The sequence below is a fragment of the Methyloversatilis sp. XJ19-13 genome (genome assembly GCF_024580155.1).
In the GTDB taxonomy this organism is placed as follows: Bacteria; Pseudomonadota; Gammaproteobacteria; order Burkholderiales; family Rhodocyclaceae; genus Methyloversatilis.
Genome location: NZ_JANINH010000026.1, coordinates 1 through 25,854 on the forward strand (window position 1 = coordinate 1; position 25,854 = coordinate 25,854).

Consider the following 25,854-nt stretch of genomic DNA (forward strand, 5'->3'; position numbering starts at 1 on the left):
CGCCTTCCATCGACCCGGAGCAGTCGGCCAGCAGCTTCAGATTGATCGCCGCCGGGCGGGCATCGCCGAAGCGCGGGCACAGGCTGGCAATGACCACCTCGGCCGCCGGCTCGCCGTGGGCCGCCGCGAAGTCGGGCACGCGCACTGCAGACGACCCGTCCGGCAGGCCGGACAGCGTGAACACGAAATCGCGGTCGAGCCAGGCGCGTGCGCGCAGCGAGGCCTGCAGCCTTGCCTCACCGCGCTCGATCGACAGCGTGTGCGTCGTGCATTCGGCCTGCGCAGCTGCCAGCGGACCGCTCACGGCGAGTTCGATCGAGAACGGATAGTCGTCCAGTCCCCCGGTCAGCGGCACCTGATGCGGCGCGAGGCCGCCATCGCGAATCGGATCGCCATACCAGGTACCCAGCGTGGTCGGCAGCGTGACGCGGATGATGCCCTGTTCGAAACGCAGCAGTTGGCCATAGCGCACGGTGACGCGGAGCGTGTCGCCGGGGAGCAGGTTGCCGAGGTTGAGCGTGTATCGCCCGTCCCCCGCCGATTCCACCATCACCGCACTGTCGCCCGATGCCACCGCCCCCTCATAGACTCCCTCGGCCCGGCGGCGCGACAGCACCTGTGCCGCGAGCTTGCGGCCCCCGATATCGACATCCAACCCGAGCAGCGTCGCCGCGAGCGGCACCGGAAAGGTGTAGATCACCTCGAGCGGCTCGGTGCCGGCGTTGGCAAAAGTCTGCTCGAGTGCCATGTCGAGCATCAGCCCGTCGATGCGACCGCGCGCATGTACACCGCGCAGGCTGGGCCGGTGGCCGGCTTCAGGGGGTAGGTTCATCGGGTTTCTCCTGTTGGATCCGTTCGTACAGCGCGATGACTTCTCGGGCGAAGCGGCGCAACTGCTCCGGGCCGATGCCCAGCCGCGACGTTTCGATCTGGATGTCCACACCGTCGGCCACCGTGATGTGCGCACGTACCTCGACCGTGCCCGGCGCCCGCCTGGGCTCGATCACTGCGTCGATGTCGCCCTTGAGCACCGCCGCGATGCGATCCAGCGACAGGCCGCCCCCGGACAGCCGGCGCACCGTGAGCAACTGCTCGAGGTGACGCTGGAAGTAGCGCGCCGCACGCGTTTCGCCCTCGGGCCGATCGACCAGGCCGAGCTGCACGTAGTAACGCACTGTGCGTTTGGGCAGCGCGCTGAGCGCGCACAGTTCATCGAGGGTGTAGGTCGTGTTCATGGGGTAACCGGGTAGGGACACGCACTTTTTAACAGCTTAACTGTATTTGTCAACTGTCTCTTAAAGACAGCTCCACGACCCGCCATTTACGGCCATGGACACCCGCCAGGAACGTGCCGAGAACCGTCGTCGAGGGCGTCCGGGCGACGGCCGGGTAGCTCTCTTTCGGGCAGAGGCCTCGCCGCACCTTCGTGACCGGGAGAGGCGATCCAGGGCCGGTTAGCCCGCTTCATTACAGTTCTTGTCACTCAAGAATGATCCGAACAGATCATTGAAATTGCGCATCTTTCGTATCTGTATGGTCGAACTTGGGTGCAGTTGACGTGTATCAATGGCACCGCCGCACCGGCCACTGAAGCTCGGACGCATGTACATGCAGGCAGGCGGCCCACGGCCGGGAGAGCGGAAATGAAGGAATCGTGGCAGACATGGTGTGCGAGGGCGCTGTGGCGCTTTCTCGCCGGCGCGGTGGGACTGAGTCTTTTGATCAGTCCACTCTCGGCTTCGGCCTGGTGGAATGCCGAATGGCCTTATCGCAAGCAGATCGGACTGAGCGGTGCGGAAACGCCCGCACTCGGCGGGCAGGTGCAGCAGGTGCTGGTGCCGATCCGTCTGCATGCCGGCAACTTCCCCTTTGTGGATGCCCAGGAAGGCGGCAGCGATTTGCGCTTCATGGCCGCCGACGACAAGACGCCCCTGAATTTTCATTTCGAGCAGTTCGACGGAGTCGACGAAGTCGCCATCGCCTGGGTGCAGGTGCCCTCGGTGGGGGGCAAGGACTCCGCCATCCTGATGTATTACGGCAACATCGATGCGCCCGCAGCCGGCAGCACCAAGGCCAGCTTCGATCCGCTGACTGTGCTGGCCATGCACTTTGCGGAACGTGACGGCCTGCCGCACGATTCGACCGGCTACGGCAACTCGGTGCTGAAGAGCAGCGGCCAGTTCGGCGCCAATGGCGCGGTGGGCTTCGGCATGGCGCTGGCGGCCGATCAGTCGATGCAGATTGCCGGCGCCCCGTCGCTGAGCACGCCCGCCGGCACCGGCTGGACCGTTGCAGTCTGGGTCAAGGCAGCACAGGCCGCCGCCAGCGGAACGCTGCTCGTCAGACAGGAGAACGGCCGGCGACTGGTGCTCGGTCTGGAGGACGGCAAGCCCTACCTTGCCGTGGATGATGCAGCGCGCGCCGGCAGCAGCGGGCGCATCGCCGCGCAGGCGCCGATCGATGGCGCGTCCTGGCACCACATCGCCTTCGTGCTCGGCGACTCGGCGGCCCTCTTCGTCGACGGTGTGGAGGTCGCACAGGGCACGCTGCGTCTTCCCGAATTCAGCGGCGACGTGATCATCGGCGACGCCGGCGGGGCGACCGGCTTCGCAGGCGAGATCGACGAACTGCAGATTTCCAACCGGATGCGCGCAGCGGAGTGGATACGCGCCGCCGCCATCGCGCAGGATCCGCAGAGCCGTCTGGCCGACTACGGTGGTGACGAAAGCGGCGGCGGCAGTGACTATGTGGAAGTGATGCGCACGCTGGCGGCGGCGGTCAGCGCCGAGGGCTGGGTGATCATTGCGCTGATCTGCCTGATGGGCCTGATCAGCGGCGAGGTGATGATCGTGAAGTCGAGGCTGCTCAACCGCATGCGCACCCAGAACGAGGCCTTCCTGGATGCCTACCGTCAGTCCGACACGCCGCTCGCCCGCATGGATCCGCAGGCGGTCGCGGAAGCCGGCGAAACGTGGCGCGATTCGCCGCTGCTGCACCTCTACATGTCGGCGTCGAATGAAATGCACGGGCTGCTGGCCGCCGGACATTCCGGTGCGCTGAGCCCGCAGGCGCTGGAAGTCATCCGCTCCGGCATCGATGCCGGCATGGTGGGCGAGGCGCACCGCATGAACGACCGGATGGTGACGCTGACGCTGGCGGTGTCCGGCGCGCCCTTCCTCGGCCTGCTCGGCACGGTGGTCGGCATCATGATCACCTTCGGCGCCATCGCCATGGCAGGCGACGTGAATGTGAACACCATCGCGCCGGGCGTGGCCGCGGCACTCGCCACGACGGTGGCCGGCCTGCTGGTCGCGATCCCTGTGATGTTCGGCTACAACCAGCTCGCCACGCGCATCAAGGAACTGACTGCCGGCATGGAGGTATTCGCCAGCGGTCTGGTGGGCAGGATCGCGCTGCGTTCGACACAGCCGGTTCCGCCCGGCCCGATTGCAGCCGCCGATGCACAGGACCTGCAGGCCGCAGCCTGACGCACATCCCGACAGATCATGCATGCGAGACAGTCATGAGAATGCGCACCGAATACAAGCTCTACGATGATGTGAACCTGACGCCGCTGATGGATCTGGCGTGGAATCTGCTCATCGTGTTCATCATCATGGCCACTGCCACGGTGCAGGGCATCATGGTCGACCTGCCGCGCGCCAGCGCGGCACCGAGCATGAGCAAGCCCAAGACCAAGGCGGTCACGATCACGTCGGATGGCCGCATCTATCTCGACACCGCGCTGGTCAGCGTGGGCGAACTCGAAATGCGTCTGCGCCAGTTCAAGGCGGCCGACCCCAGCCTGCCGGTGGTGGTGAAGGGCGATGCCAGCATCCAGTACTACAAGGTGATCGAGGTGCTGGACGTGATGAAGCGCCTGCAGATCACGCAACTCGGTCTGGTCACCGACCGGCTCGTGAAGTGATGACAACCCGCGCTTCCGGTGCTGCCGCCTTCCCGGAGCAGTCGCCTTCGTACGCCGCACGTCTCGTCCCCGGCCGCAGCCGGCGCCAGGCCGAAGCCGCTGCCCGGCGCCAGACCCTGCTGTGGCGTCTGGTCGCCGTGCTGCTGGTGCTTGCCACGGCTTATCTCGCCCGCAGCCAGCTTCTCGATGCGGGTGCCCACCCGCGCAGCCGTGTGCAGCGCATCACCCTGATCCACGCTCCGAAACCGCTGCCGCCCAAACCGCTCGAAAAGCCGCCCGAAGTGCAGGTGCAGAAAAATGATGTGGACGTGCAGTCGCAACCCATCCCCGACCCTTCGCCGAGCCAGCAGCCCGATGACCATCTGGGCGTCGACGCCGACGGCGAAGGCGCGGGCGATGGCTTCGGCCTGGTCGGCAAACGCGGCGGTCAGGACATCACCACACTGGGCGCTGCCCCGGGAGGCGCTGGAGGGCCGGCATCCGGAAATCGCCCGACAACGGCACAGCAGTTCAATTTCCGCAATTACGGCGGTCTGATCGGACAGCGACTGCAGAGTGAGCTGATGGCACGCTCCGCGCTGCGCGGACGCGACTATGTGAGCGTGGTGCTGCTCTGGATCGATGCGCACGGCCGCATCGAGCGGGTCGAACTGCAGCGCGGCAGCGGCTACGCCGACATCGACTCGACGCTCAGACAGTCGTTCGCGGACATGCCGCTGCTACCCGAACCGCCGGCAGGCCTGCCGCAACCGCTGAGCTATCGCGTCGCGTCGAGGGATCTGAATGCGCTCCGCTGACGCCCGCAGTACCGGGCCGGTACCGGCCTCCCACCCGCTGGCCCGTCATACCCGACTGATCGACATCGTCGGCGACACGGCTCGCGTGCGCGCGCGCGGCGTGGCGCTCGGAGAACTTGCGCGGATCGACAATGAGGATGGCGAAAGGCTGCTTGCACGCGCCATCGAGCTCGACGGCGATCTGGTGACGCTGCAGGTGCTCGGCGGCGGCAAGGGACTGTCTTCCCACGCCGACGTGCGTTTCCTCGGCCGGCCGCTGGACACCGTGTGTTCCACCAGCCTTCTGGGACGGGTGTTCGACGGCACCGGACTGCCGCGCGACGGCGGGCCTGAACTCACCGGGGAGCGCCGCGTGCCGGTCGATGGTGCGCAGATCAATCCGGTGCGACGACGCCTGCCGCAGAACATGATCCGCACCGACATCCCGATGATCGACGTGTTCAACTGCCTGGTTGAGAGCCAGAAGATTCCGGTGTTCTCCATCGCCGGCGAACCCTACAACGCGCTGCTGGCGCGCATCGGCTTCCAGGCCGACGCCGATGTGGTGGTGTTCGGCGGCATCGGTCTGGTGTTCGACGACTTCCATTTTTTCCGCCGCAGCTTCGAGGACCAGGGTGTTTTCCACCGCACCGTGATGTTCGTGGCGCTGGCCGGTGACCCGGTCACCGAGCGACTGCCCGTGCCCGATCTGGCGCTCGCCGTGGCCGAGCGCTTCGCGGTGGAGGAAGGGCAGCGCGTGCTGGTGCTGCTGACCGACATGACCGCCTGGGCCGATGCGCTGAAGGAAGAAGGCATCACGCTTGAGCGCATTCCGGCCAACCGCGGCTACATGGGCGACCTCTACACCCAGCTCGCCCAGCGCTACGAGCGCGCCTGCCAGTTCCTGGATGGCGGTTCGGTCACCGTACTCACCGTCACCACGATTCCCGGCAACGACATCACGCACCCGGTGCCGGACAACACCGGCTACATCACCGAAGGGCAGTTCTACCTGCACGACGGCATGATCGATCCCTTCGGCTCGCTTTCGCGCCTGAAGCAACGGGTGATCGGCAGCAGCACGCGCGAAGACCACGGCCAGGTCATGAACGCCATGATCCGGCTGTATGCACAGGCGGAGGAAGCGGCGCGCAAGCAGGCCATGGCCTTCGACCTGTCGGACTTCGACCGGCGACTGCTGCGCTTCGGCATGCTCTTCCGCAGCCGCTTCATGGCCATCGACGTGTCCATGCCGCTGGAGGCTGCGCTCGACGCATGCTGGCAGAGCATGGCCGAGTGCTTCCGGCCCGGTGAGCTGCCGATTCGCCCGTCGCTGGTTCAGCGCTACTTCCCGCATCCGGAGGCCGGCCCGTGACGGCAATGAACAAGGGCGCACTGGCGCGCTGCCGGCACGAACTGGACACCTACGCCCGCGTGCTGCCCTCGCTCGACCTCAAGCGCAGGCAGCTGGCGATGATGCTGGCCGCAGAGCGCAGGCTGCTCGACGAGGCGGCAGCCCGCTTCGAGTCGGTGCTGACGCATCACGCCACGCGGCTTCCCATGCTCGCGCTGGACGAACTGCCGTTCGATGGCATCTGGCATGCAGGACTCGAGCACGCGGAAGAGCGGCTGCTCGGGCTGCGAATGCCGGCGCTGGTCACGCCTTCATGGGAGCTGTCGCGCCAGACCCTCACCGGACTACCGGCCTGGAGCGACGAAGTGGCCGATGCGGTGCGGGAACTGGTCGGCCTGCAAGTGGAAAGAGGCCTGCGCTCGAAGCGCGTGCAGGTCCTGGAAGCCGGCGTCCGGCACGCGCTGCAGAAGGTGAATCTGTTCGAGCGGGTGCTGATTCCGCGCGCCCGCGATCGCATCCGGGCCATCCGCGTATTCCTCGCCGATGGCGAGCGCACGGCCATCGTGCAGGCCAAACAGGCGCGTGCGCTGCTGCACCGGCGAACGCAGCCCGAGGCGCAACGCGCGGAGCAGCGCCCGTGAGCATCGCTCCGGTCATCCGGCTGACCCTGTTCGGGCCGACGCACGCGAAGGACGCGACGCTGCTGCAGGCACAGGAACTGGGCTGCCTGCACATCGAGCCACTGGACCGCCGGGAAGACGTCGTCGCCGACCGTCCGCAGGCGCGCCGGGCACTGGCCTTCCTGCTCGCCTCGCCAGTGCGTCGCCATGCCGCGCACAGTGCCGAGCGCTTCGATGCGGAAGCGGTGGAGGCCGCTGCCCTGCGCATCGAGGCTCGACTGCGTGCGCTCGATGAGGAAAAACGCACCCTGATCAAGCGCCTGCGCGTGCTCGCCCCGTGGGGCGACTATCCGCTCGACCCCGATCTGCTCGCGCGCGGTCTGCGGCTGTGGTTCTACGTGCTGCCGCACTGGCGGCTCGCACAGATGCCGGAGTATCTGACTGCCTGGAAAGTGGTCGCACACGATCAGCGCAACTGCTGGGTGGCCGTCGTGCACCCCGACGAGCCACACGACATGCCGGTGCCGCGCGAGCACACCGGCAGCGTGGCACTGCACGCACTGCAACACCGGCTGCACGACCTGGACGCCGAGCACGACGACCTGCTGGCCGAACGCATAGCGCTGACCCGCTGGTGCGACGCGCTGGCGCACAGCCTCACCCGGCTGGAAGACCAGGCCGAACGCAAGCGCGCGGCCGGGCTGACCCGGGAGGTCGACGGGCTGTTCGCGCTCAGCGCCTGGGCACCTGCCGCCGCACTGCCTGACCTGCAGGAGATGGCCGGGCGCATCGGACTGGCGATGGTGAAGCACAAGGCGCCACCGGCCGAGCTTCCGCCAACCTGGCTCGACAACATCGGCATCGCAAGAAGCGGCCAGAACCTGCTCGGCATCTTCCTGACACCGGGCTACCGGAGCTGGGATCCCTCGACCTGGGTGCTGGTCTCCTTCGTGGTGTTCTTCGGCATGGTGATGGCAGACGCCGGCTATGCGCTGGTGATGCTGTTCGTGCTGCTGGCCCTGCGCCTGAGGCGCCGACCGGCGGCGGGCGAGGCGCCGGGCGCAGCCGGCGTCTGGCCGCTGGCGTGGCTGCTGGCCGCCTCGACCGGCGCCTGGGGTCTGGGCACCGGCACCTGGTTCGGCTCCGCGTTGCCGGCCACTCATCCAATGGCCGCGCTGCGGCTGCTCGACGGCACTGATTTCAGGCTGATGATGAGGCTGTCGCTGCTCATCGGCGTCCTGCATCTGACGCTGGCCAGTCTGGCGCAGGCCCGCCTCGCACGGGGCTGGTCGCGCATCGCGGCAGCCGGCTGGAGCGCCGTGCTGGCGGGCGGCGGACTGGCCGGATTCAGTATCGATCAGGGCTGGGGCGACGGACTGCGCTGGACCGGGCAGAGCCTGCTGGGGGCCGGACTGCTCGCCGCACTCACCGCCGCCGTGATGCAGGGCCGGGGGCTCGGCGGACGCGCTGCCGCACTGCTGGCCGGGCTGATGAGGCTGCCCGCTGCGCTCGGCGACACGCTGAGCTACCTGCGGCTGTTCGCACTCGGCTTTGCCGGCGCATCGTTGGCCACGGCCTTCAACGATCTGGCGCGCCAGACCCTGCATGGCGTACCCGGCTTCGGCGTGCTGCTGGCCGGGCTGCTGCTGCTGCTGGGCCACACCCTCAATCTCGTGCTGGGCATCGCCGGCGGCCTGGTGCACGGGCTGCGCCTGAATTTCATCGAGTTCCTGAACTGGAGCGGCGTCGAAGAAGGTCGCCCGTTCAAGCCTTTCAAACTGAAGGACGCCCCGCCATGGATGCATCGATCGCGATGAATGACACCCTCACCCAACTGCTCGGCATGGCCGGCATCTACGCACCTCTGGCCCTCGGCGCGCTGGGCAGCATTGTCGGCTGCGCACGGGCCGGTCAGGCCGCCTGCGGCGCCATGCTGGAAACCGAATCCGGTCACGGCCGCTTCGTCGGCGTGGCGGCGATGCCGGCGTCACAGACCATCTACGGCATCGTCATCATGCTGGCGCTCAATCGCGATGTGACGGCATCGAACGCCGGCTTGCTCTTTGCGCTGGGCGTGCTGGCCGGTCTGATACAGCTGGCGTCCGCCACCTACCAGGGCAGTTGCGCCGCGGCGGCAATCGACGCCGCCAAGAACAAGCCGGAAATTCTCGGTCTGGCGGTGGCACCGGCAGCAATCGTGGAAGGCTTCGCAGTGTTCGGCTTCGCATTCGCCTTGCTGCTGGGCGCCGGCATTCCGAAATGAAGGACGCACAGATGATGAACACGACACCGCAGGAAGACAGCACTGCCGGCCCGCCGATGGGGCATGGCATTGAATCGCTGATCGAGCGCCTGCGCACTGAAGGCATCGATGCCGGTCGCCAGCAGGCGCAGCAGTTCATTGCCCAGGCACAGGCCGAGATCGACGCACTCCGCGCGGGCGCCCGCGCAGAAGCCGAAGGGCTGCTGGACGCGGCGCGCGAGCGCATCCGCATCGAGCAGGAAGCATCGCTCGGGGCCATCCGGCTCGCCTTCCGCGACAGCGTGCTGAGACTGAAGGAGGATTTCCTGCAACAGTTCGGCGAGCGGCTGCAACGCCACGTACAGACAGAACTGGCCGATCCGGAACTGTTGCGCCGACTGCTGATTGCCCTTGTGCAACCGATGTTCCCGGACCCCGCGCAGCCGTCGGACCGGACCCCGCAAACCATGAGCATGCCGAGCGAAGCCGACCTGGAAGCCCTGGCACGGGACGGCGAGGCCCGGCTGCTGTCAGAAGGGCTGGAGCTGCTGCCGGCCTCTCAAGGCAGCGGACTGCGCATCTGCATGGTGGCCGGCGACATGGAGATTCATGTCACCGACGAAGCACTCAGCGCGCTGCTGCTGGAACACTTGCTGCCCAAGGTGCGCCGACACCTCGACGGCGGTCCGGTCGTGCATGCCAACCCGCAGGCCGGGGGACCGGGCACGCCGGACGACGCGACCCGCGCCGCTGTCACGCGACAGGAGCCAGGAACATGATCGACCTGCTGCGAAACGTATCGTCCCCTCACTATGTGATGCTTGCGGCCAGCCTGCCCCATCTGCCCCACTTCGAACGCACGAAGCGCCTTCCCATCGGCCCCGAACGGCTGGAATCGCGGATGCGACTGCTCGACGCAGCCGATCTTGACCGCCTGCACAAGGTGCGCGAACTGCTGTCCTGGCAGCGCCGCTCGGACGATGAGGCCGCCGCCATGGCGGACTGGTGCGCCAGCATCGACCGCTGGCAGGCCGGGGAACCGGATGCGCAGGTACGCGAGTTGATCGGCGACATGATGTCCCGGCGAAGCTTGCTGGCAGCGCTGCGCCGCCGCCGCGCCGGTCTGCCCGCCCCTGGACGTCACGAGCGCTGGGGCTACGGCCCCTGGATGGGCAAGGTGCGGCGCTGCTGGCACGAAGCGCATTTCGGCCTGGCCTGCCGGCACCCCTGGCTGGTCCGTGCGCGCGAACTGATGGAAGGCGGCGATGCACTCGAGCTGCAGCGCCTGAGCGCACGGCTCGACTGGGACGGTGCGAGCAACCTGCGTCGCCGGCAGCCGAACGGCTATGCGGGTGTGCTGGCCTATCACCTGCACTGGGATGTACTTCACGACTGGCTGCGTCACGATGCCGAGGGTGCCCGCAGACGACTGGAAGCACTGGTCGCTTCGGCTTGCCCGACCGGGTTTGCGGCGGGTGAGGACGCATGAACCGCGCCACCCCGGCCACACCGCAGACCCCGGCGCAACGCGCTCGTGCCACCGTGACCGCAGTGCGGCCGAATCTGGTCACCGTGCAACTGGACGACGGACCGGTCGCCCGGAACGAGGTCGGACATGTATGCACCGGGCGCGCCCGGCTCAAGGCCGAGGTACTGCGCGTGCGCGGACGTCTGGCCGACATGCAGGTCTTCGAGGACACCCGGGGGGTTCGCGTCGGCGACAAGGTGGAACTGAGCGGCGAACTGCTGTCAGTGACGCTCGGACCGGGCTTGCTGACCCAGGTCTTCGACGGACTGCAGAACCCGCTCGATGCGCTGGCCGCGGAACATGGCGTGTTCCTGCCACGGGGTCATGCGGCCCCGCCGCTGCCGGACCGGACGTGGTCGTTCGAGCCGGTGGTGCGCGAGGGCGTCCGGCTCTGGCCAGGCGATGTGCTCGGTCACGTCATGGAAGGCCGGCTGCGGCACGACATCTGCGTGCCCTTCGATGAAGCCGGTCCGGTGCAGCTCGGCTGGCTCGAAAGCGGCCGTTGCGACGTGCATGCCGTGATCGGCGAAATCCGGCGCAGCGACGGCAGCGCGCGTGCGCTGCATCTGGCGCAGCGCTGGCCTGTGCGGCGCCCGCTGCCGCAGCGCCTTCTGCGCAGGCGCTGGGCTGAACAACTCTTTCCGCACGCACCGCTGCTGACCACGATACGACTGATAGACAGCTTCTTCCCGATCGCGCGGGGTGGCACGGCCTGCATCCCCGGCCCCTTCGGCGCCGGCAAGACCGTGCTGCAGAATCTGATCGCGCGCTTTGCCGCGGTCGACGTCGTCATCATCGTCGCCTGCGGGGAGCGCGCGGGTGAGGTGGTCGAGACGCTGACCGAGTTTCCGCAGCTGCAGGATCCGCGCACCGGCGGTTCGCTGATGGACCGCACCGTCATCGTCTGCAACACCTCGGCGATGCCGGTGGCGGCGCGCGAATCGTCGATCTACACCGGCGTGACGATGGGCGAGTACTACCGGCACATGGGTTATGACGTGCTGGTCATCGCCGATTCGACCTCGCGCTGGGCGCAGGCCATGCGCGAAACATCCGGCCGCATGGAAGAGATTCCGGGCGAGGAGGCCTATCCGGGCTACCTCGACTCGTCGATCAGGGCGCTCTATGAGCGCGCCGGCATCATCAGGCGCCGCGACGGCATAGCAGGCAGCCTGACATTGATCGGCACCGTATCGCCGGCCGGAGGCAATCTCGAAGAACCGGTCACCCAGGCTACGCTGGCCTCGGTCAAGACCTTCCTCGGACTGACCGCGGAACGCGCTTATCGACGCTGCTATCCGGCGATCGATCCGCTGCGCAGCTGGTCGCGCTATCACCAGCAATTGCGGGCCTGGCAGGAATCGGAACTGGGGCCCGAGTGGCCGCTCATCGTCGAGCGTCTGGGCGGCTTGCTGCGCGACGCGCAGCGCGTCGCGCAGATGGTGCAGGTGACAGGCGAGGAAGGCATCACCGAAGACGACTACTTGCTGTGGCAACGCGCGGAACTGATCGACAACATCTATCTGCAGCAGGACGCCTTCGATCCGGTCGATGTCAGCACGCCACTCGCGCGTCAGCGCGAAATGCTGGTGCTGCTGGCAGAAGTGATCGATGTGCAGCCGGAAGTGGCCGGACGCGAGGCGCTACGGGAGTGGTTTCTGAATCTGACTGCGCTGCTGCGCGACCTGAACTGCGCGGCGACCGGATCGGGCGCCTTCCTGCAGTGCCTGCAAGCGGTCAGGATATTGCTCGCTCCGCAGCGGACTACTTCCCGAGAGTGAAGCAGAGCCTTTCCGGCGGACACCCGACCCTTGCTGGAGCAGCATCTGTGCCGTTACCCGAAAAACGACCTGTGAATAAAGCATAATCTGTCCGTTTTCAAGCGGTTATGGGCTCGCTCGCTCACAGCCGATAAAGCATATCCTGTCCTATCGGCAGAAAATAAAGCATAACCTGTCCGAAGAAAATTTCCTTTTACCCACAAGGGTTTAGGACTTGGCAAGGACAGGTGCGGCGCTACCAGTAGCCCGGTGGTCGCTTGGGTTCGGGTGCGTCGAGAATGGGATCGGAGACGAGCACGAGCGGGTCCAGCCAGTCGGCCTTGGCACGCACCCAGGCGAGCCAATCCTCAAGTTCTGCGTTGATTTTCCCCTGCGCTTTCGCCTGCTGCTCCACAAGGTCGGCGTAGGTGCGTAACTTCGCCGCTCGCTCCCAGTTGGACACCTGTGTCTCAAGTTGCTCAAAGCGCCGTATCTCATTGGCACGACGCTTCGTCAGAAACTCGTAGTGAGCTACCGCGCGCCGGTGCGCCTCCTTCCGACGCTCTTCCTCCTGCTCCTTGGCGTGGATTTCCTGTGCCAGCGTCACGATGCCGCCGGCCACCTCACCCAAGCGCAGTTCGAGCTGCGTTTTTGGTGTGTCCTTCCATGACCGGGACGGCCAGCGGCCAACCTGGATGGTCAAGATCCCGGTTGGTCTGAAGTCATACTGCGGGATTTTCGGATAGCTCATCGAGCTGTCCAGTCGGGATCGATTCCAGTATCGCTTCTGCGCCCGCTCCTCGGCGGGCGTCAAAACGTGCTGAGCTCTGGGCACGTATTCAGTAAGTGAAAACGCCATCGTCGTGCCTGTTTCAAGCCACTTGATCCGGGTTACACCGTTCTCCGCATCGATTTCAAACGCGAATCCGTGCTTGATCAGTACTTTGACGAGCGAATCTGAAATGGCAAGTGCCCGGTCCAGCGCCCCTACGGTCACCGACAGGTTAAGAACTTCCTTCGGGGCGGAACGCAGCGGAGGGCCTTCTGGCCAGCCATCGCGTCTGCGCAGGCGTTTGGATGCGGCGAGCACGAGGGGATGCGGCGCCGATGCGTCCTCCGGCAGAGACATGGGCGCTGTGTCTTTACGCACCCGTGCGGCCGTTTTGCGGGCCGCCTCTCGTCCGGCCAGTTGTTCCGTAGGCAGCTTGACCAGACCGGTCGGCACCGACCCAGAGCTTTTCAGCGCGGGAAGCGGCACCCGCCGCATGATTCGTCCGGCTTTCACTTTGGCCCAGTAGCCCCGGCTGGGAATGGGAATTGCGAGTGACTTGCAGATTTTTGCGAGTCCGACATCGGAAAGACCATAGCGAGGCGCAACCACCACCATGGGCTCGGTCCAGACTTCGTCGTAGAGCGTGTCCCGGTCAACCGGCTTCTCGGTCTCTTGCATCACCGTAGTCAGCCAGCCTTGCTTGCGGCCCGCAAGGCATCACAATCATTCGGAGGTTGGCCGTACCTGAGCATTTTCCAGAAAACAGCGTAGGGATCGGTCTTGGCGCCTGACGACCTCAAGGCGTTTTCGTCGTTCACCTCAGCAATCACCATCATGCGGGTCTTGTAGTCACAGCGAGAAAAAATTGGAAAACACCGCCCCAGTTTTGGCTCGGCGTCGGCGTCGAAACGACGGGCGTCTGGTGTTGCCCTGCCGGAACTCGTCCCGGTTCGAATCACCATGGACTGTTTCCATAGTTCGAATCACCATGGACTGTTTCCATAATCAGATCCGCCAACGCGGGGCTAACAGTTCGACGTTGCCATCTGACGCTAAGGCCTCCGGGTTATGTGCCTTCGCGCGGGCTGCAGTCGTGCCCCGAATTTACAGGGTGTCTGGAAAAGCCTGGGCGATTCAGTCCAAGCCGGGCCGCCCGCCGCTTACAACAGAGGCGAATTAACTCAGCTCCCGGGTCCTTTCGTGGCGAACACTGGGGCACGTCGAATCAGTCGAAAGATCATAGTTGGGGCCCGTGCTGTGGCGTATGAGAACAATGTAAGCGTCCGACCGACACCGTGTTGACGGTCAGAGTTTGATCTTTGCGAGTCGTCGATCGACTTCGGCGATGTCGAAGGCAGCGGGGTCGAAGGTTGAGCCGAACCAGTCGAGCATGGCTTGATGTTCGGGATGTCGCGGGTCGGTGATGGCGTCGACAAACTCGGCGTAGCCGTGGGCGCCACCGACGTCGTCGGGCGGTGCTGCATTGGCGCCGGTCACGCACAGTGCGGTGTCAAACAGCGGATCGGGTTCGATGCGGCGTTCGACCTTGATGCGGTGAATCCAGTTGTCACCGTAGTCGTAGAGATAGCTAAATGAACGTGCAGCACCCAGCGCGCTGGCCAGGCGCACCCGCTGTTCGTTGCTGAGCGGGTCAACGAGGTCGTAGTCGGGGTCAGGGATGCCGTATCGCTCGCCGGCAATTTCGAACTCGTGCAGGTGACAGTCCTGCCACCCCATCACGACCTGGATGACCTGATGCAGCTTGGGCAGCGTGACCGTCTCCGGCAACACCACGCGGCGCCAGATCAGCGGCCGGATTCCGGCGAGTTCTATCTTCAACTGCAGCAGATGAGGAGCCGCCCGCGCCTTCTTCAGCGCCACCACATTTCCCATGTTCAGGCGACCTCACGCATCGACACAGCTGCGGCCATGTTCAGATTCCAGGGCAGCAGATCCTCGATGCGATTGATCGGGTGGTCCGCGATACGCCCGAGCACTTCGCGCAGATAGGCCTCCGGGTCCAGCCCGTTCATTCTGGCCGAGCCGACCAGGCTGTAGATCGCGGCCGCGCGCTCACCTCCGGCGTCCGACCCGGCGAACAGGTAATTCTTGCGCCCCAGCGCCACGCCTCGCAGCGCGCGTTCTGCCGCGTTGTTGTCGATCTCGATGCGCCCGTCGCCGGCGTAGCGCACCAGCGCCCGCCAGTGGTTGAGCGCGTACTGGATCGCCTCACCAATGCCGGACTTGCGCGGCACGCGCCGGCTCTGCGTGGTGAAGTTGACCCTTTTCGGTGGACACCCGACCGTTATAGGAGAAGGAGTCCGAGATGCCGAAGACAAGAGCGCCGTACCCGGCGGAATTCCGCCAACAGATCATCGAACTTGCGCAGGCCGGTCGCCATCCAGCCGAGTTGTCGCGTGAGTTCGGCCCGACCAGCCAGACGATCATCAACTGGGTCGCCCAGGCCGCGCGAGACGCCGGCAAGCCCCTGCCTGGGAAGGACGGGCTGAGCAGCGCCGAACGGGACGAACTGAGTCGGCTGCGCCGGGAGAATCGCCAGCTCAAGATGGAGCGCGACATCCTGGCAAAGGCTACGGCCTGGTTCGCCAGAAAGAGCGATGTGGGTTCTCCGAACTCTTCGAACTCGTGATGGCGAACCAGGCCGACTTTCCCGTACGCACGATGTGCCGCGTCCTGCGTATCTCTGCCAGCGGCTTTTACGCCTGGAGCACTCGGGCGCCGAGTGCGCGACGCATGGCCAACGCGGTGCTGACCGAACGCATCCGGGCGATTCACGGCGCATCGGATGCGACCTACGGACGCCCTCGCGTGCGTGCCGAGTTGCTCGAACAGGGTGAGCGGGTGAGCCACAAGCGCATTGCACGACTCATGCGCGTGGCGGGTCTGCGTGGCGTGAGCCGCAGGCGCGGCTTCACGGTCACCACACGGCGAGATCCGGATCGCAGCCCGGCGCCCGATCTGGTCAAGCGGCAGTTCGTGGCGGATGCGCCCAACCAGCTGTGGGTGGCCGACATGACCTACGTGCCCACCTGGCAGGGCTTCATCTATCTGGCGACTGTCATCGATGTGTGGAGCCGGCGCGTCGTCGGCTGGTCGATCGGCGAGCACATGCGCGCCGAACTCGTGCTCAGCGCGCTCGATATGGCGCTGGGCAGCCGCAAGCCCGAAAGCGTCATCCATCACAGCGATCAGGGGAGCCAGTACGCTTCACTCGCCTTCGGCAAACGGTGCCGGGAAATGGGCGTTCGCCCATCGATGGGCACAGTTGGCGATGCCTACGACAACGCAATGGCCGAGAGCTTCTTTGCCAGCCTGGAGTGTGAGCTGATCGACCGCAAGACCTTCCGGACCAAGACCGAAGCACGTTTGGCCGTCTTCACCTGGATAGAAGGCTGGTACAACCCGCGCCGGCGACATTCGGCGCTGGGCTACCTCTCGCCGATGAACTACGAGGAGAAACACCGCGGGACTCAGACGAATCTCGACAAACTCGGGTTACCCACCGGGCCGCTCGCCGCCGGCCTCGATGGGGCCGGCGGCGGCCCCGTGGATAACCCTGCTATCGAGTACGATCACACGGCTTGATTCTCAAGCCACAAATCGTCCACCGGATGGGGGCAACTCCAACTCCACCCACAGCCGCCCGGTGCGCGTGCGCCCGCGACCCGGAGCAAGCACCGGCAAGGGCGTATCGTCGGCGTGGATCTTCTCGCCCGCTCTAACGTAGCGCGACAGCGCCTGCACCAGCGGGTCGAGCAGATACGCCGAGCCGGCCACCCAGTCGGCAAGGGTGGAACGTTCCAGCCGCACGCCCTCGCGCGCGTAGATCGCACTTTGTCGGTACAGCGGCAGGTGGTCGCAGTACTTGGCGGTGAGCACGTGGGCGAGCAGCCCGGGACCGGGCAACCCGCCCATGATCGGGCGGCCGGGGGCCGGCGCCTGCACGATGGTCTCGCACCGGCCGCAGGCGAATTTCGGGCGCACGTGGCGCACCACCCGGAAGCGGGCCGGGACGTACTCCAGCTCTTCGGACACATCCTCGCCCAGGCGCTTCAGAGTGCCGCCGCACCGCGGGCAGCCGCTGCAGGTTGGTAGATGTTCCGTGCGGCTGCGCGGCAGGTGATCCGGGAGCCGGTTGCGGCCCGGGTGTCGCGGAGTAGATTCGATCGGAATGACGTCGGCGAGCGTGGCGAGATCGGCTGATGCGCCACGGGCCTCGCCGCCGCCCTGCTGCGCCGTACTCAACCCGAGATCAAGTTGGCCGCAGAGCGCACCCAGCCGCTCCGAGCGGCGACCGAACTGCGCGTGCCGCAGCTTGGCCACCAGCAGTTTGAGCCGTTCAATCTCGGCCAGGCGAGCATCGAGCAGGTGCTTGAGCAGCGTCGGGTCGTCGGGCAGTGCGGCGACTTGCGCCGACAATTCGTCAGCGCTGGCTTCCGGGTTGGTGAAGGGTGTCGCGTCAAACATGCAAGCGAGTTTACGCGATCAAGTATCGCGTGAACAGGGGGCATGCTCGCCCTGCGAACGACCCGGGTCAGGCGTCAGGCGGCCAGTTCCGGGGCTGTCCTGCGCGGGGTGCGCCAGTCGATCCCTTCGAGCAGCATCGACAGTTGGGCGGCACTCAGATGAACGCTACCGTCGGCGGCCTGCGGCCACACGAAACGGCCGCGCTCCAGTCGCTTGGACAAGAGGCACATGCCGTCCCCGTCCCACCACAAGAGCTTCACCCGGTCACCACGCCGGCCGCGGAAGATGAACAGGTGGCCGCTGAACGGGTCCGCCCCCAGACGCTGTTGCACCAAAGCGGCCAGCCCGTCGAAGCCGCGGCGCATGTCGGTGGCCCCGGCCGCGAGCCAGATGCGGGTGCCGGACGGAATCAGCATCGTGCCGCCAGCTGCGCGAGCACCTGCGCCAGCGTGTCGGCATCAGGCCGGCCTTCGATGTGCAGCCGCACCGTGCCGAACTCGATCGTCAGCGTGCCGCCGGGTGCTGGCGTGCGGATGGGTTCGACCGGTGCAGGTGAGCGGGTCGGCTCGTCGATGTGCGCCGGCAAGAGCGCCGGCTCATCGTCCCCGAGCAGGCTGTCCTGATACAGCTTGCGCCACAGAAAGACCTGGTTGGCATTGATGTCGTGCTCGCGAGCCACACGCGATACCGACGCGCCGGGTGCAAAAGACGCTTCCACCACGGCGCGCTTGAACGCGGCCGGATGTCGCTTGTAGGGGCCGCGCTTGTACGCGCGTCCCGTTCGGGGATTTGTGTCCATGATCTCCTTTGTGGACACAACATTGAGGTGCCCGAGTGCGGGCGATGATTACGCGCTGGATCAGGGAAGGGAAGACGGTGGCGGTCGGACGCTTACAGAACAATTACAACCGCCCTCTTTAATCCTGTCGAATCCGACAGGATTGGAAAACGGGCTTCGTCACCGACAACGCCATGAAACGCTTGAAGTAATGCTCGACCCCGGACCAAATACCGCATCGCTCCCGGCGCGCCCCTCAACACATATTAGTGTGATACACTTAATTGTGTGTTAATCGTATGGAGACAAGAAATGGCAACCACCGTCAATTTCACCGGCGCGGTTGACCGCGATCTGCTCAAGCGCGCCAAAATCATTGCCGCCAAGTCCGACACCTCGGTCAATGCGCTCTTCAACGCCGAGCTTCGCCACCTGGTCGAAACTTTCGAGGCGGCCGAAGCGACAGGTAACCAGAATTACCGGCGGCTGCTCGACTTTGCACTTGGACGGCTCGCGGGCGACGAAGCCATGCGCACGCTGGGGATCGACAGCGAGGAGGACCTCTTCCTGTTGATGGCGCAAGCCCACCTGCCGATGCCGCGATTGCCGGAGGCCGACACAGGCGTCATGGTCAATCAGCTGAAATCGCTGGCAAGCTGAGCGGCTCGCGATGACCGCGAACATTGTTCTGCTGCCTGACGCCGGGCCGCTCATCACGCTGGCCTATGCCGACGCACTCGACCTGCTGTTCACGCCCGGCTGGCCGATAGTGCTGGTCGATATGGTGCTGCACGAAGTGACACGTAACCAGACACCGACCAGCGAGAAATTGGCGCAGTGGGCTGCCGCTGGCCAGGTATCGATGCGCACAACCCGCACTTTCCAGAATCACCAGCAACTTCTGGCGGCAAGCCCCTCCAGCGCTCGCACCGCCAATCTCGGCGAAGTGGCGATCCAGGAGACCATGATCGACTTCGCGCTGAAAGAAATTGACGCTGATCTGCCGCAACAAACGGGTGTGTTCCTGTTCGAGGACCACAAAATCGCCCGTGCCAGCTTTATGCTGCCGGACAACTGCCGCAAGGTCAGCACGCGCGCCTACCTCATGTTTCTGGAACAGCAAGGCTGGCTTGAGTCCGCGGCGGATATCGAGCGACGCGCCATCCAGGCCGGGCGCAGCTTTTCGAAGCTGCGCTTCCCGCCCGAATAATCGGTTTCAGGAACTCCCGTGCTCGGCACCGATCCAGCCGCCGGTTCGATCCGGCCCCAAGCGTCGAAGCCTGGGTGCGTATCTGACCCACGCCGCCCGCGAAGCGGCTTGTCAGATCAGATTATGAAACAACATCAAGCTACCAAGGGCGGCCTCAAATCTGAAGTGCAACACCCTTTGCGGTAAGGTGTTCACATGTCATCGACCATCCGATATCAACAGCTCCAGTCCGAAGACAGCATGACGATTGCGAGCATGCAGCAGCAGGGTTACAGTGCGCGGGCCATGGCCCGCACACTGTAACGCGCGCCCTCGACGATCTGCCGAGAGCTTGCGCGCAACACGCCGGCCGACGCCGCCTACGGCTTTCACCGCGCCGAACAGGCTTGCCGTACGTTCCGGCGCCACGCTCGCCCTGCTGCCAAGCTGTCTTCTCAAGGCTTGGCCTGGAGCCTGGTGATGTCGCTTCTGAACTGGAAGTGGTCGCCCCAGCAAATTGCCGCTACCCTCAAGCGCACCTTCCCCGACGAGGCCGCGCGCCACGTTTCCCACGAAACCATCTACACCGCCATCTACGCCCAGCCCCGTGGCGAATTGCGCCGCCAGCTCATTGCCTGCCTACGTTAGGGCCGCAGCACGCGGCTGCCCCGCACCCGTGGCGCCGATCGGCGCGGCCAGATCCCCGAGATGGTCAGCATTCATGTGCGCCCACCCGAGATCGAAGATCGACTGATGCCCGGCCACTGGTAGGGCGATTTCATCAAAGGGGAAGGCAGCAAGTCCTCCGTAGGCGTGCTGGTGGAACGCTCCAGCCGCTTGGTGCTGTTGGCCAAGATGGCGGACGCCAGGGCCAGTTCCGCACTCGCCGGCTTTACCGCCAAGCTCAACTCCATTGCCGCACCGATGCGCCACAGCGTCACCTACGACCAGGGCAAGGAAATGAGCGCCCACTCGCAACTGGCTGCCAACACTGGCGTGAAGGTCTACTTCTGCGATCCGCACAGCCCCTGGCAGCGCGGTACCTGTGAGAACACAAACGGCTTGCTGCGCCAGTACCTGCCCAAGGGCACCAACTTAAGCCTCTAAAGCCAGAATGACCTCCATGCCATCGCCGACAGCTTGAATGCAAGACCGCGTGCAACGCATGACTTCAATACCCCGCTGGCTGTCTTCTCTCACATGCTCGAAAGTGCTCAGCAAACCCACGCGCTCCCTCACTAACCAACACGTTGCGCTTCAGGCTTGAAACCGCCGGTAAATACTGGTGGCGTTTGCAGCTTACGGCTGCAGAACATAAATTTCAAAAATAAATGCGCCGGAGGCCTAGTTTCACATCGAAATCAACCGGCTAGAAAATCTCGCGTGATACACGCACCCACGGGGCAAGATTTCTTACCAGCCGGCTAGCCACACCTAGTTCCTCTTTAAACCGGAGTCAAGAAGGAGTCTGTTGACCCTTGCCGAAACCAGCGCTCTGTTATAGCCGAGGGTATCTTGAAATCGATTTTTTCCTTCAACGTGAATACCTACAACCGAACCATCCTCCAAATCAAACAACGGGCTGCCGGAATTGCCTCCCGCTGTATTAGCCTTATGTACGAAGAAGCCGTCCTCTCCAACTTTCTCGATACCGGTAAACCCTCCGGAAATTCTTTTGTAGTGAAACTGTGGCGTGATTTTGTCCGGAGTCTGGAAAAACTCAATTTGTTCTGCAACAGTCATATCTGCAGGAGGCCCTGGATAGCCAATTACCGCTACAATCATGTTCCCCGCATATCGATCAATTGGCTTCTCTACAACATCAAGCGGTCGAGGGTACATCTGATCAGACGAAGTCATAATAATCGCGAGATCATCATCTGATTCTCTCGGTAGCGCAAATACCGCATTCAAAAAATATGCTCGGGGCTTGTTGGGCGACTCGCATTCTGCACCCTTCCCCAGAGCGTACTCTACGTCAAAAATGATTTTCGCGCCCGGGCGAATAGTCCAAACGCCCTTCGCTTCGTCAAGAACCGCGATACTCTTCAAAACATGAAAATTTGTTATAATATGCTTCGGTCCAACGACAAAACCGGTCCCTGCTGGTCGATTATTGAGTAGCACAAGGCCAACGCTTCGTCCAGAATCAACAAGGTTTTTTCGTTGGAGCGAAAATCGGTCAATCCACTTGACCGGGTCCTTTGGGGCCCACAATGAGTCCTTGCAGATGAGGAAAAAAGGGTTAGTCAAAGCCGCAAATGACTCAGCAGCGGCAGAACTAAAAGAAGATAATTGCCCTGCGACATACTCCCTGGCTTGCTGTTTAGCGGTAATTGCCTCGTTGATTCCGTAAATCTCAAGATTAATATTCGCGGTTTTCTCTGCTATCTCGTTGCGTACTGCCAGTTCAGTCTGCAACTGCGTCAACTCTCGGTCTATATCGTTCAGAAGCGCCTGCCGCTCCTCCGGAGTTTGTCGTTCAAGAGTCTCCGCGAGTGAAGCAGGAGAGATTGTTGGGGCTTGCTTTGAGGGGGCCCGTGTGAGATCCCCATTTGACGCGGGAAGCGGCTGACGAGGCAGCGCTCGCTGAGATGGCTTTTCCGGATTCTCGATCTCTTCGGTAGCGGCTCGTACTGCTACAATCGATTGCACCATTGTGTCACGCAGAACATGTCCGGATAGCCCTTGCGCATGTGTCGCTTGAATGAAAAACATTAGTGCGGGCGCAAGCAAGAGACGAGTCGAAAAGGTAGAACTCGAATTTAAATTTTCCATCGTCGCAATTCCGCAGCTAACGTTGATTTCCCGGCCCAGGAGGAGGGTCATTAAAAAGCAAGAATTAACATCTATTCTCGAATGATATTTATAGATTTATATCTAATCGGTTGGTAAGGTCTTTTAGCCTCGCCACCGATTTGGTTTGGGATCACTTGAATCAATAGCTTCGGCGTGCCAAGCGTAATTACCGCAGACGTCACGTCAAAATACATGGTCTCATTAGGCAGAAGGTATGCATTGCCACTTTGAACCACGGAAATGCTGCCAACCAAGATTGCACTGGAATCTCCAGTTCCGGCAGCGCTTACAAAGACGCCTGCTGAAAGCGGGCGCCCCGGCGATTCGAGACCTGAGAGTACAAGGATGTAGCGAGCACTTCCGCCAAAACCCTCGGGCGTAAGTGGTTTACTTAAAGTCTCGTTTAGAATCGGTGAAAGTTTCAGCTTCTGGTTGGCGCCTTCCTTCGTCGCCACAGCAAACCCTGAAACACCCAATACTTCGAGTGAATCATAGGTATACCCGAGTTTTGATGTGTCCATTGCATCGGCACACGAGATTTCTATTGTGGAGCCATCTAACCATGGAAAGATAAACTTTCGATCCAAGAAAAAGTTATCCTGTGGCTCCGTTGCTCGGTTTGCAGGATTCGATCGCCATTTCTCCCAAATTCGATCGAGATTCCCATGGTGTGCAAAGAATATCGGGTCGCGCCCAGCGGTTCCAAAGTCTGTCATGTCGCCGGCGGCGCCAGTAGCATCGTCAATACCGCCAACGTAAACATGTACTGGGCCGTGTGGCGTGCCTTCCAATCTACTGTTTCCGTAGCGCCCTGCCAAATTAGGCCGAGGCAATCCGCCAAAACTGTTCCTTAACTCTCGTGCGAGTTGAATTGGATCAGCAGTCGGGATTGCCAGAAATTTCTTCGCGGCTAACGCTGCAACGCCTAACTTTCGCAAATCGGGATCCGAATCAATGTAGTCAACTTCATCAGGTTCGAGATCTCGATCAGGAGTAAAGCGAACCGCCTTTGAAAGAGGGCTATTAGGATCGGAGAAACGAATAGGAATTCGTCGATTTGCAGACCAATTCCAGTAAGGAAACGCCAATGTTGAATCGGATGCGATTTCGCGAATTTTACGTTCCGTCATGGCCAGATACGCTCTATGCCATGGAAGGAACCAATAGCAAAAATGGATTTGACTGACGCCAGACGTACCGGGCGCTGCGCAGAAAGCGTTGTGCGGTTCTGCATTGGCAAGCCATCCTTTGGGGTCATTCGGATTCATCGCCGATCTGTCCATCATTTCCTTGATGGCCGCTTCAACCTTTTCCAGCTTAAGTGGATCAAGCGTTTCAATGGATTCTCGTACTGGCGGAACTTCCTCAGAAACGGAGGCCGTCGGGATCAGCGTACCGACTCCCGCGGCGGTTCCCAACGCTAGTCCCTTCTGAAGGAAATCTCGTCGCTCGGAGTTCGGTGGCGTATCAAGCATTGCGGCAACCTTTCAGCGTTATGCGAAGAGTGTCTCAGCGAGCTTTTGACAAGGTACTGCACCTATTCGAGTGGTATGTATTTAAAAGGCGTCTCGGAAATCACAACCCCCGCTTTCGCGATGCCACCGTTTGGGCCTGGAGCGGTCAAACGATACGATGCCACCACGCCGCCTGCAGCATAGAGTCGGTCGCTGCGCCAGACGCTTGTCACCTTTAGTGAAGTTCCACCCTTAGAGGCAACCTTGATGGACAGCGTGCGACCCTTGGAAGCAATGAGGAACTGATCCACAAGTTCGCCGCGCAGGACAGTCAACAAGAGTGGCATTTCCGTCGATGCATCAACTGCCACAAGTCGTGCAGACAGCTCATCAAACTCCGCAAGTACTGCTGCCGCCTTTTCTTTGTCCTTACCATCGACTTTCGTGAGGGTCGCTCGACGCTTCGCAATCGCGTCAAACTGCTTTGCGAAGGTTGAGGCTGCTCCAGTGGCTAAGATGGCGTCAACTGCGGCTCCGGGATACAACGCAGTCTGAGACAACTCGATGGCAACGAGGTCGTACAGCAGTTCGTCAGGCAAGAGGGAGTCAGTGAAAGCGAGACTGCGATCTGTTCGCGCCAGTTGAGTAAACTGTGCCACCTGCGACATTATTGTTCCTATGCCAAAGAGAGCAAGCGAGGATTCTTTATCTGGATCTTTCGGTATGTCTCCGAGAAGCTTGATGATTTCAGAGTCAACCCGTTGCAGAGCAGCTCTCTCTGACCAAAATGTCGGAACGGACGCCCGATCAGCGTCTGTCATAAGGACGACGGGGTTACCGTCGTTTTTTATTGCGTTTGCGATCTGCCGCGCGGCAGATCTGAACGCCTCCGCCGAGCGCGCCGTTACGTGAAATTTGTCTCGTTCAGCGCTCTCTATGGTTAGAGCGCCTGCGTTGCCGAAATCCTCAGAAAAGGCCGGGAACCGGTTTTTAAGAAGTGCGACCTGGGCTTTCATCAACGCATCTTGTGCCTCGATGAGGGCCTTCTTATTGTTGATGGCATCAACACTTGCTTGATTCGTACTCACTTGGTCGGCTGCGCTTGTCCCCAACGGTACCGAAAGCGCCAAAGTTATAACGAATATCCGGGATCCGTAAAGCGACGACCTAGTTCTCATGATTATCCATGCTACCCAAAAATTGACTTATCGCTATGCCAAGAAAACAATACGAAGGTTTCTCGTAGTGCCGAGTTGACAGACCCCAAATAAATTCTAAACGTGTAAGTGTGGTTGCGCAAGAAAGCGCATTGTCTTTTTTTACGAGCGTGCGCTTACGCCCGTCATCAAATTTTGCGATGCAGGCCTTGCACCTCAAAAGCACGGCAGGAAGCGGCGCACCAAGTTTTGAAGGGTTGAATATCTATAGAACTTGGCGCCGGGCGCGGCGGTTTGGAGTTGCTCCCATTCGGTGGACGGTTCTCCCTATACAAGGAAGACCGCTCGTCTCAAGCACCTTTATTCGAGAAGATTACGAGTATGCACCCGAGATATTGCGAGTCAGGAGGTCTGACAATGCCGCTTGACCCGCGATAGTGCGTAAATACTGTAATGGATATTCCCCGCCAAGCGCCGGCACGCGCTTGCTGAGCCATCGGCCGGTCCATCCGAACACATCAAAGCCAGTGGGGTCACCGCCCTGCTCGACCATGAGCTGAATCTGGCCGATCAATTTCTGCAGCCCGAGCACGCGCTCCCCTTGAGCAGGAGAAAGCACTTCGTCGTTCCTCGCTTTCCTGCGCGCTGTCGATGCCGGAACATCAAGCGCGTCCGACAAGGTAGCGAATGGCAAATCAAGCGCAACAGCCAGCTTCGCGATCGACGCCGCGGGCACACCACTTTGGACCGCAGCCAGGAATTCCGTGCAACTCGCGGCATGCAACGTTTTGAAGCGTTGGATATCTTCAGAACTCGGCGCCGGGTGCGGCGGTTTGCGAATCACCTTAAGTTCCTTGTCATTAAAAAGCCATCGAGGCCGCGTGCCCTCCCTCATCAGACACAAGGTACCCGAACAACGAAATCCGGCGAAGCGTTTCCGCTCAGACAATTCATGGATGTCCGCTGGACTGTATTCGGCCCTCGTTACAGCGAGGGTTTACGGCAACAC

Annotated in this window: 24 protein-coding genes and 3 pseudogenes; 14 read left to right on the forward strand and 13 right to left on the reverse strand. The window is 62.7% G+C overall.

The annotated features are described in order from the left end of the window. Together NMQ14_RS18695 and NMQ14_RS18700 are read right to left on the reverse strand one after the other, a co-directional pair. Window positions 1–832, reverse strand: an 832-nt coding sequence (locus NMQ14_RS18695) for a VIT domain-containing protein (RefSeq protein WP_257098378.1), incomplete at its 3' end; no start/stop codon positions are given. Next, window positions 816–1,235 (reverse strand): helix-turn-helix domain-containing protein, encoded by a 420-nt coding sequence (locus tag NMQ14_RS18700; protein ID WP_257098379.1) that lies wholly within the window; start codon window positions 1,233–1,235, stop codon window positions 816–818. The genes NMQ14_RS18695 and NMQ14_RS18700, both read right to left, overlap by 17 nt. A gap of 483 nt (window positions 1,236–1,718) precedes the next feature. Between NMQ14_RS18700 and NMQ14_RS18705 the strand changes: the two genes are divergently transcribed. The 10 genes from NMQ14_RS18705 to NMQ14_RS18750 are packed head-to-tail and all read left to right on the forward strand — an operon-like array spanning window position 1,719 to window position 12,229. Further along, window positions 1,719–3,488 carry a DUF2341 domain-containing protein gene (locus NMQ14_RS18705; RefSeq protein ID WP_257098380.1) on the forward strand — a complete coding sequence of 590 codons (1,770 nt, stop codon included), beginning with the start codon at window positions 1,719–1,721 and terminating at the stop codon, window positions 3,486–3,488. 35 nt (window positions 3,489–3,523) lie between these two features. After that, complete coding sequence (locus tag NMQ14_RS18710) at window positions 3,524–3,928, forward strand: biopolymer transporter ExbD (RefSeq protein WP_257079901.1); 405 nt, start codon at window positions 3,524–3,526, stop codon at window positions 3,926–3,928. Continuing rightward, complete coding sequence (locus NMQ14_RS18715; protein ID WP_257098381.1) at window positions 3,928–4,725, forward strand: energy transducer TonB; 798 nt, start codon at window positions 3,928–3,930, stop codon at window positions 4,723–4,725. The genes NMQ14_RS18710 and NMQ14_RS18715 overlap by 1 nt, the downstream gene beginning before the upstream one ends. Beyond that, a complete protein-coding gene (locus NMQ14_RS18720) occupies window positions 4,712–6,079 on the forward strand; it encodes a V-type ATP synthase subunit B (protein ID WP_257098382.1) in 1,368 nt (455 codons plus the stop codon). Before NMQ14_RS18715 ends, NMQ14_RS18720 begins: the two co-directional genes overlap by 14 nt. A 5-nt stretch (window positions 6,080–6,084) precedes the next feature. Beyond that, window positions 6,085–6,699 (forward strand): V-type ATP synthase subunit D, encoded by a 615-nt coding sequence (locus tag NMQ14_RS18725; protein ID WP_257098400.1) that lies wholly within the window; start codon window positions 6,085–6,087, stop codon window positions 6,697–6,699. Beyond that, the gene (locus tag NMQ14_RS18730) at window positions 6,696–8,495 is read left to right on the forward strand and encodes a hypothetical protein (protein WP_257098383.1); all 1,800 of its coding nucleotides are present in this window, start codon (window positions 6,696–6,698) and stop codon (window positions 8,493–8,495) included. Before NMQ14_RS18725 ends, NMQ14_RS18730 begins: the two co-directional genes overlap by 4 nt. Further along, complete coding sequence (locus tag NMQ14_RS18735; protein ID WP_257098384.1) at window positions 8,474–8,941, forward strand: ATP synthase subunit C; 468 nt, start codon at window positions 8,474–8,476, stop codon at window positions 8,939–8,941. The genes NMQ14_RS18730 and NMQ14_RS18735 overlap by 22 nt, the downstream gene beginning before the upstream one ends. Further along, on the forward strand, window positions 8,938–9,699 hold the full coding sequence (locus NMQ14_RS18740) for a hypothetical protein (protein ID WP_257098385.1): 762 nt from the start codon (window positions 8,938–8,940) through the stop codon (window positions 9,697–9,699). Before NMQ14_RS18735 ends, NMQ14_RS18740 begins: the two co-directional genes overlap by 4 nt. Next, window positions 9,696–10,409, forward strand: coding sequence for a hypothetical protein (locus NMQ14_RS18745; RefSeq protein WP_257098386.1), 714 nt, complete (start codon window positions 9,696–9,698; stop codon window positions 10,407–10,409). The genes NMQ14_RS18740 and NMQ14_RS18745 overlap by 4 nt, the downstream gene beginning before the upstream one ends. After that, window positions 10,406–12,229: a V-type ATP synthase subunit A gene (locus NMQ14_RS18750; RefSeq protein WP_257098387.1), complete on the forward strand. Its 1,824-nt coding sequence runs from the start codon at window positions 10,406–10,408 to the stop codon at window positions 12,227–12,229. The genes NMQ14_RS18745 and NMQ14_RS18750 overlap by 4 nt, the downstream gene beginning before the upstream one ends. Window positions 12,230–12,464: 235 nt before the next feature. Here NMQ14_RS18750 and NMQ14_RS18755 read toward each other — a convergent pair whose 3' ends face one another. The 4 genes from NMQ14_RS18755 to NMQ14_RS18770 form a co-directional block, all read right to left on the reverse strand. Further along, window positions 12,465–13,658, reverse strand: a complete 1,194-nt coding sequence (locus NMQ14_RS18755; RefSeq protein ID WP_257098388.1) for a hypothetical protein — start codon at window positions 13,656–13,658, stop codon at window positions 12,465–12,467. A gap of 8 nt (window positions 13,659–13,666) precedes the next feature. Beyond that, complete coding sequence (locus tag NMQ14_RS18760) at window positions 13,667–13,942, reverse strand: type II toxin-antitoxin system YhaV family toxin (RefSeq protein ID WP_257098389.1); 276 nt, start codon at window positions 13,940–13,942, stop codon at window positions 13,667–13,669. A gap of 343 nt (window positions 13,943–14,285) precedes the next feature. Beyond that, on the reverse strand, window positions 14,286–14,873 hold the full coding sequence (locus NMQ14_RS18765) for a plasmid pRiA4b ORF-3 family protein (RefSeq protein WP_257098390.1): 588 nt from the start codon (window positions 14,871–14,873) through the stop codon (window positions 14,286–14,288). A 2-nt stretch (window positions 14,874–14,875) separates the two neighbouring features. Next, complete coding sequence (locus NMQ14_RS18770; protein WP_257098391.1) at window positions 14,876–15,319, reverse strand: transposase; 444 nt, start codon at window positions 15,317–15,319, stop codon at window positions 14,876–14,878. Between NMQ14_RS18770 and NMQ14_RS18775 the strand changes: the two are divergent. Then, window positions 15,307–16,460: pseudogene (locus tag NMQ14_RS18775) on the forward strand (IS3 family transposase); the annotation flags it as partial. The gene NMQ14_RS18770 and the pseudogene NMQ14_RS18775 sit on opposite strands and share 13 nt — an antisense overlap. A 174-nt stretch (window positions 16,461–16,634) precedes the next feature. On the opposite strand, the pseudogene NMQ14_RS18780 reads toward NMQ14_RS18775, so the two are convergent. The 3 genes and pseudogenes from NMQ14_RS18780 to NMQ14_RS18790 form a co-directional block, all read right to left on the reverse strand. Next, a pseudogene (locus NMQ14_RS18780) lies at window positions 16,635–17,420 on the reverse strand (IS66 family transposase); the annotation flags it as partial. 122 nt (window positions 17,421–17,542) lie between these two features. After that, window positions 17,543–17,884: an IS66 family insertion sequence element accessory protein TnpB gene (gene tnpB / locus NMQ14_RS18785; protein ID WP_257098392.1), complete on the reverse strand. Its 342-nt coding sequence runs from the start codon at window positions 17,882–17,884 to the stop codon at window positions 17,543–17,545. Next, a complete protein-coding gene (locus NMQ14_RS18790) occupies window positions 17,878–18,267 on the reverse strand; it encodes a transposase (RefSeq protein WP_257098393.1) in 390 nt (129 codons plus the stop codon). The genes tnpB and NMQ14_RS18790 overlap by 7 nt, the downstream gene beginning before the upstream one ends. A 291-nt stretch (window positions 18,268–18,558) precedes the next feature. Between NMQ14_RS18790 and NMQ14_RS18795 the strand changes: the two genes are divergently transcribed. The 3 genes and pseudogenes from NMQ14_RS18795 (at window position 18,559) to NMQ14_RS18805 (ending at window position 20,677) form a co-directional block, all read left to right on the forward strand. After that, window positions 18,559–18,906: a hypothetical protein gene (locus tag NMQ14_RS18795; RefSeq protein ID WP_257098394.1), complete on the forward strand. Its 348-nt coding sequence runs from the start codon at window positions 18,559–18,561 to the stop codon at window positions 18,904–18,906. 10 nt (window positions 18,907–18,916) lie between these two features. Further along, window positions 18,917–19,456: a hypothetical protein gene (locus NMQ14_RS18800; RefSeq protein ID WP_257098395.1), complete on the forward strand. Its 540-nt coding sequence runs from the start codon at window positions 18,917–18,919 to the stop codon at window positions 19,454–19,456. Between the two features lie 207 nt (window positions 19,457–19,663). Then, window positions 19,664–20,677, forward strand: a pseudogene (locus tag NMQ14_RS18805) (IS30 family transposase). Between the two features lie 192 nt (window positions 20,678–20,869). On the opposite strand, the gene NMQ14_RS18810 reads toward NMQ14_RS18805, so the two are convergent. From NMQ14_RS18810 to NMQ14_RS18825, 4 genes are all read right to left on the reverse strand, one after another. Further along, window positions 20,870–22,213: a serine protease gene (locus NMQ14_RS18810; RefSeq protein ID WP_257098396.1), complete on the reverse strand. Its 1,344-nt coding sequence runs from the start codon at window positions 22,211–22,213 to the stop codon at window positions 20,870–20,872. A 71-nt stretch (window positions 22,214–22,284) separates the two neighbouring features. Next, window positions 22,285–23,709, reverse strand: a complete 1,425-nt coding sequence (locus NMQ14_RS18815; protein WP_257098397.1) for a tyrosinase family protein — start codon at window positions 23,707–23,709, stop codon at window positions 22,285–22,287. 62 nt (window positions 23,710–23,771) lie between these two features. Then, window positions 23,772–24,776, reverse strand: coding sequence for a hypothetical protein (locus NMQ14_RS18820; protein ID WP_257098398.1), 1,005 nt, complete (start codon window positions 24,774–24,776; stop codon window positions 23,772–23,774). A 442-nt stretch (window positions 24,777–25,218) separates the two neighbouring features. Next, a complete protein-coding gene (locus NMQ14_RS18825) occupies window positions 25,219–25,689 on the reverse strand; it encodes an antitoxin Xre-like helix-turn-helix domain-containing protein (protein ID WP_257098399.1) in 471 nt (156 codons plus the stop codon). Window positions 25,690–25,854 lie beyond the last annotated feature (165 nt).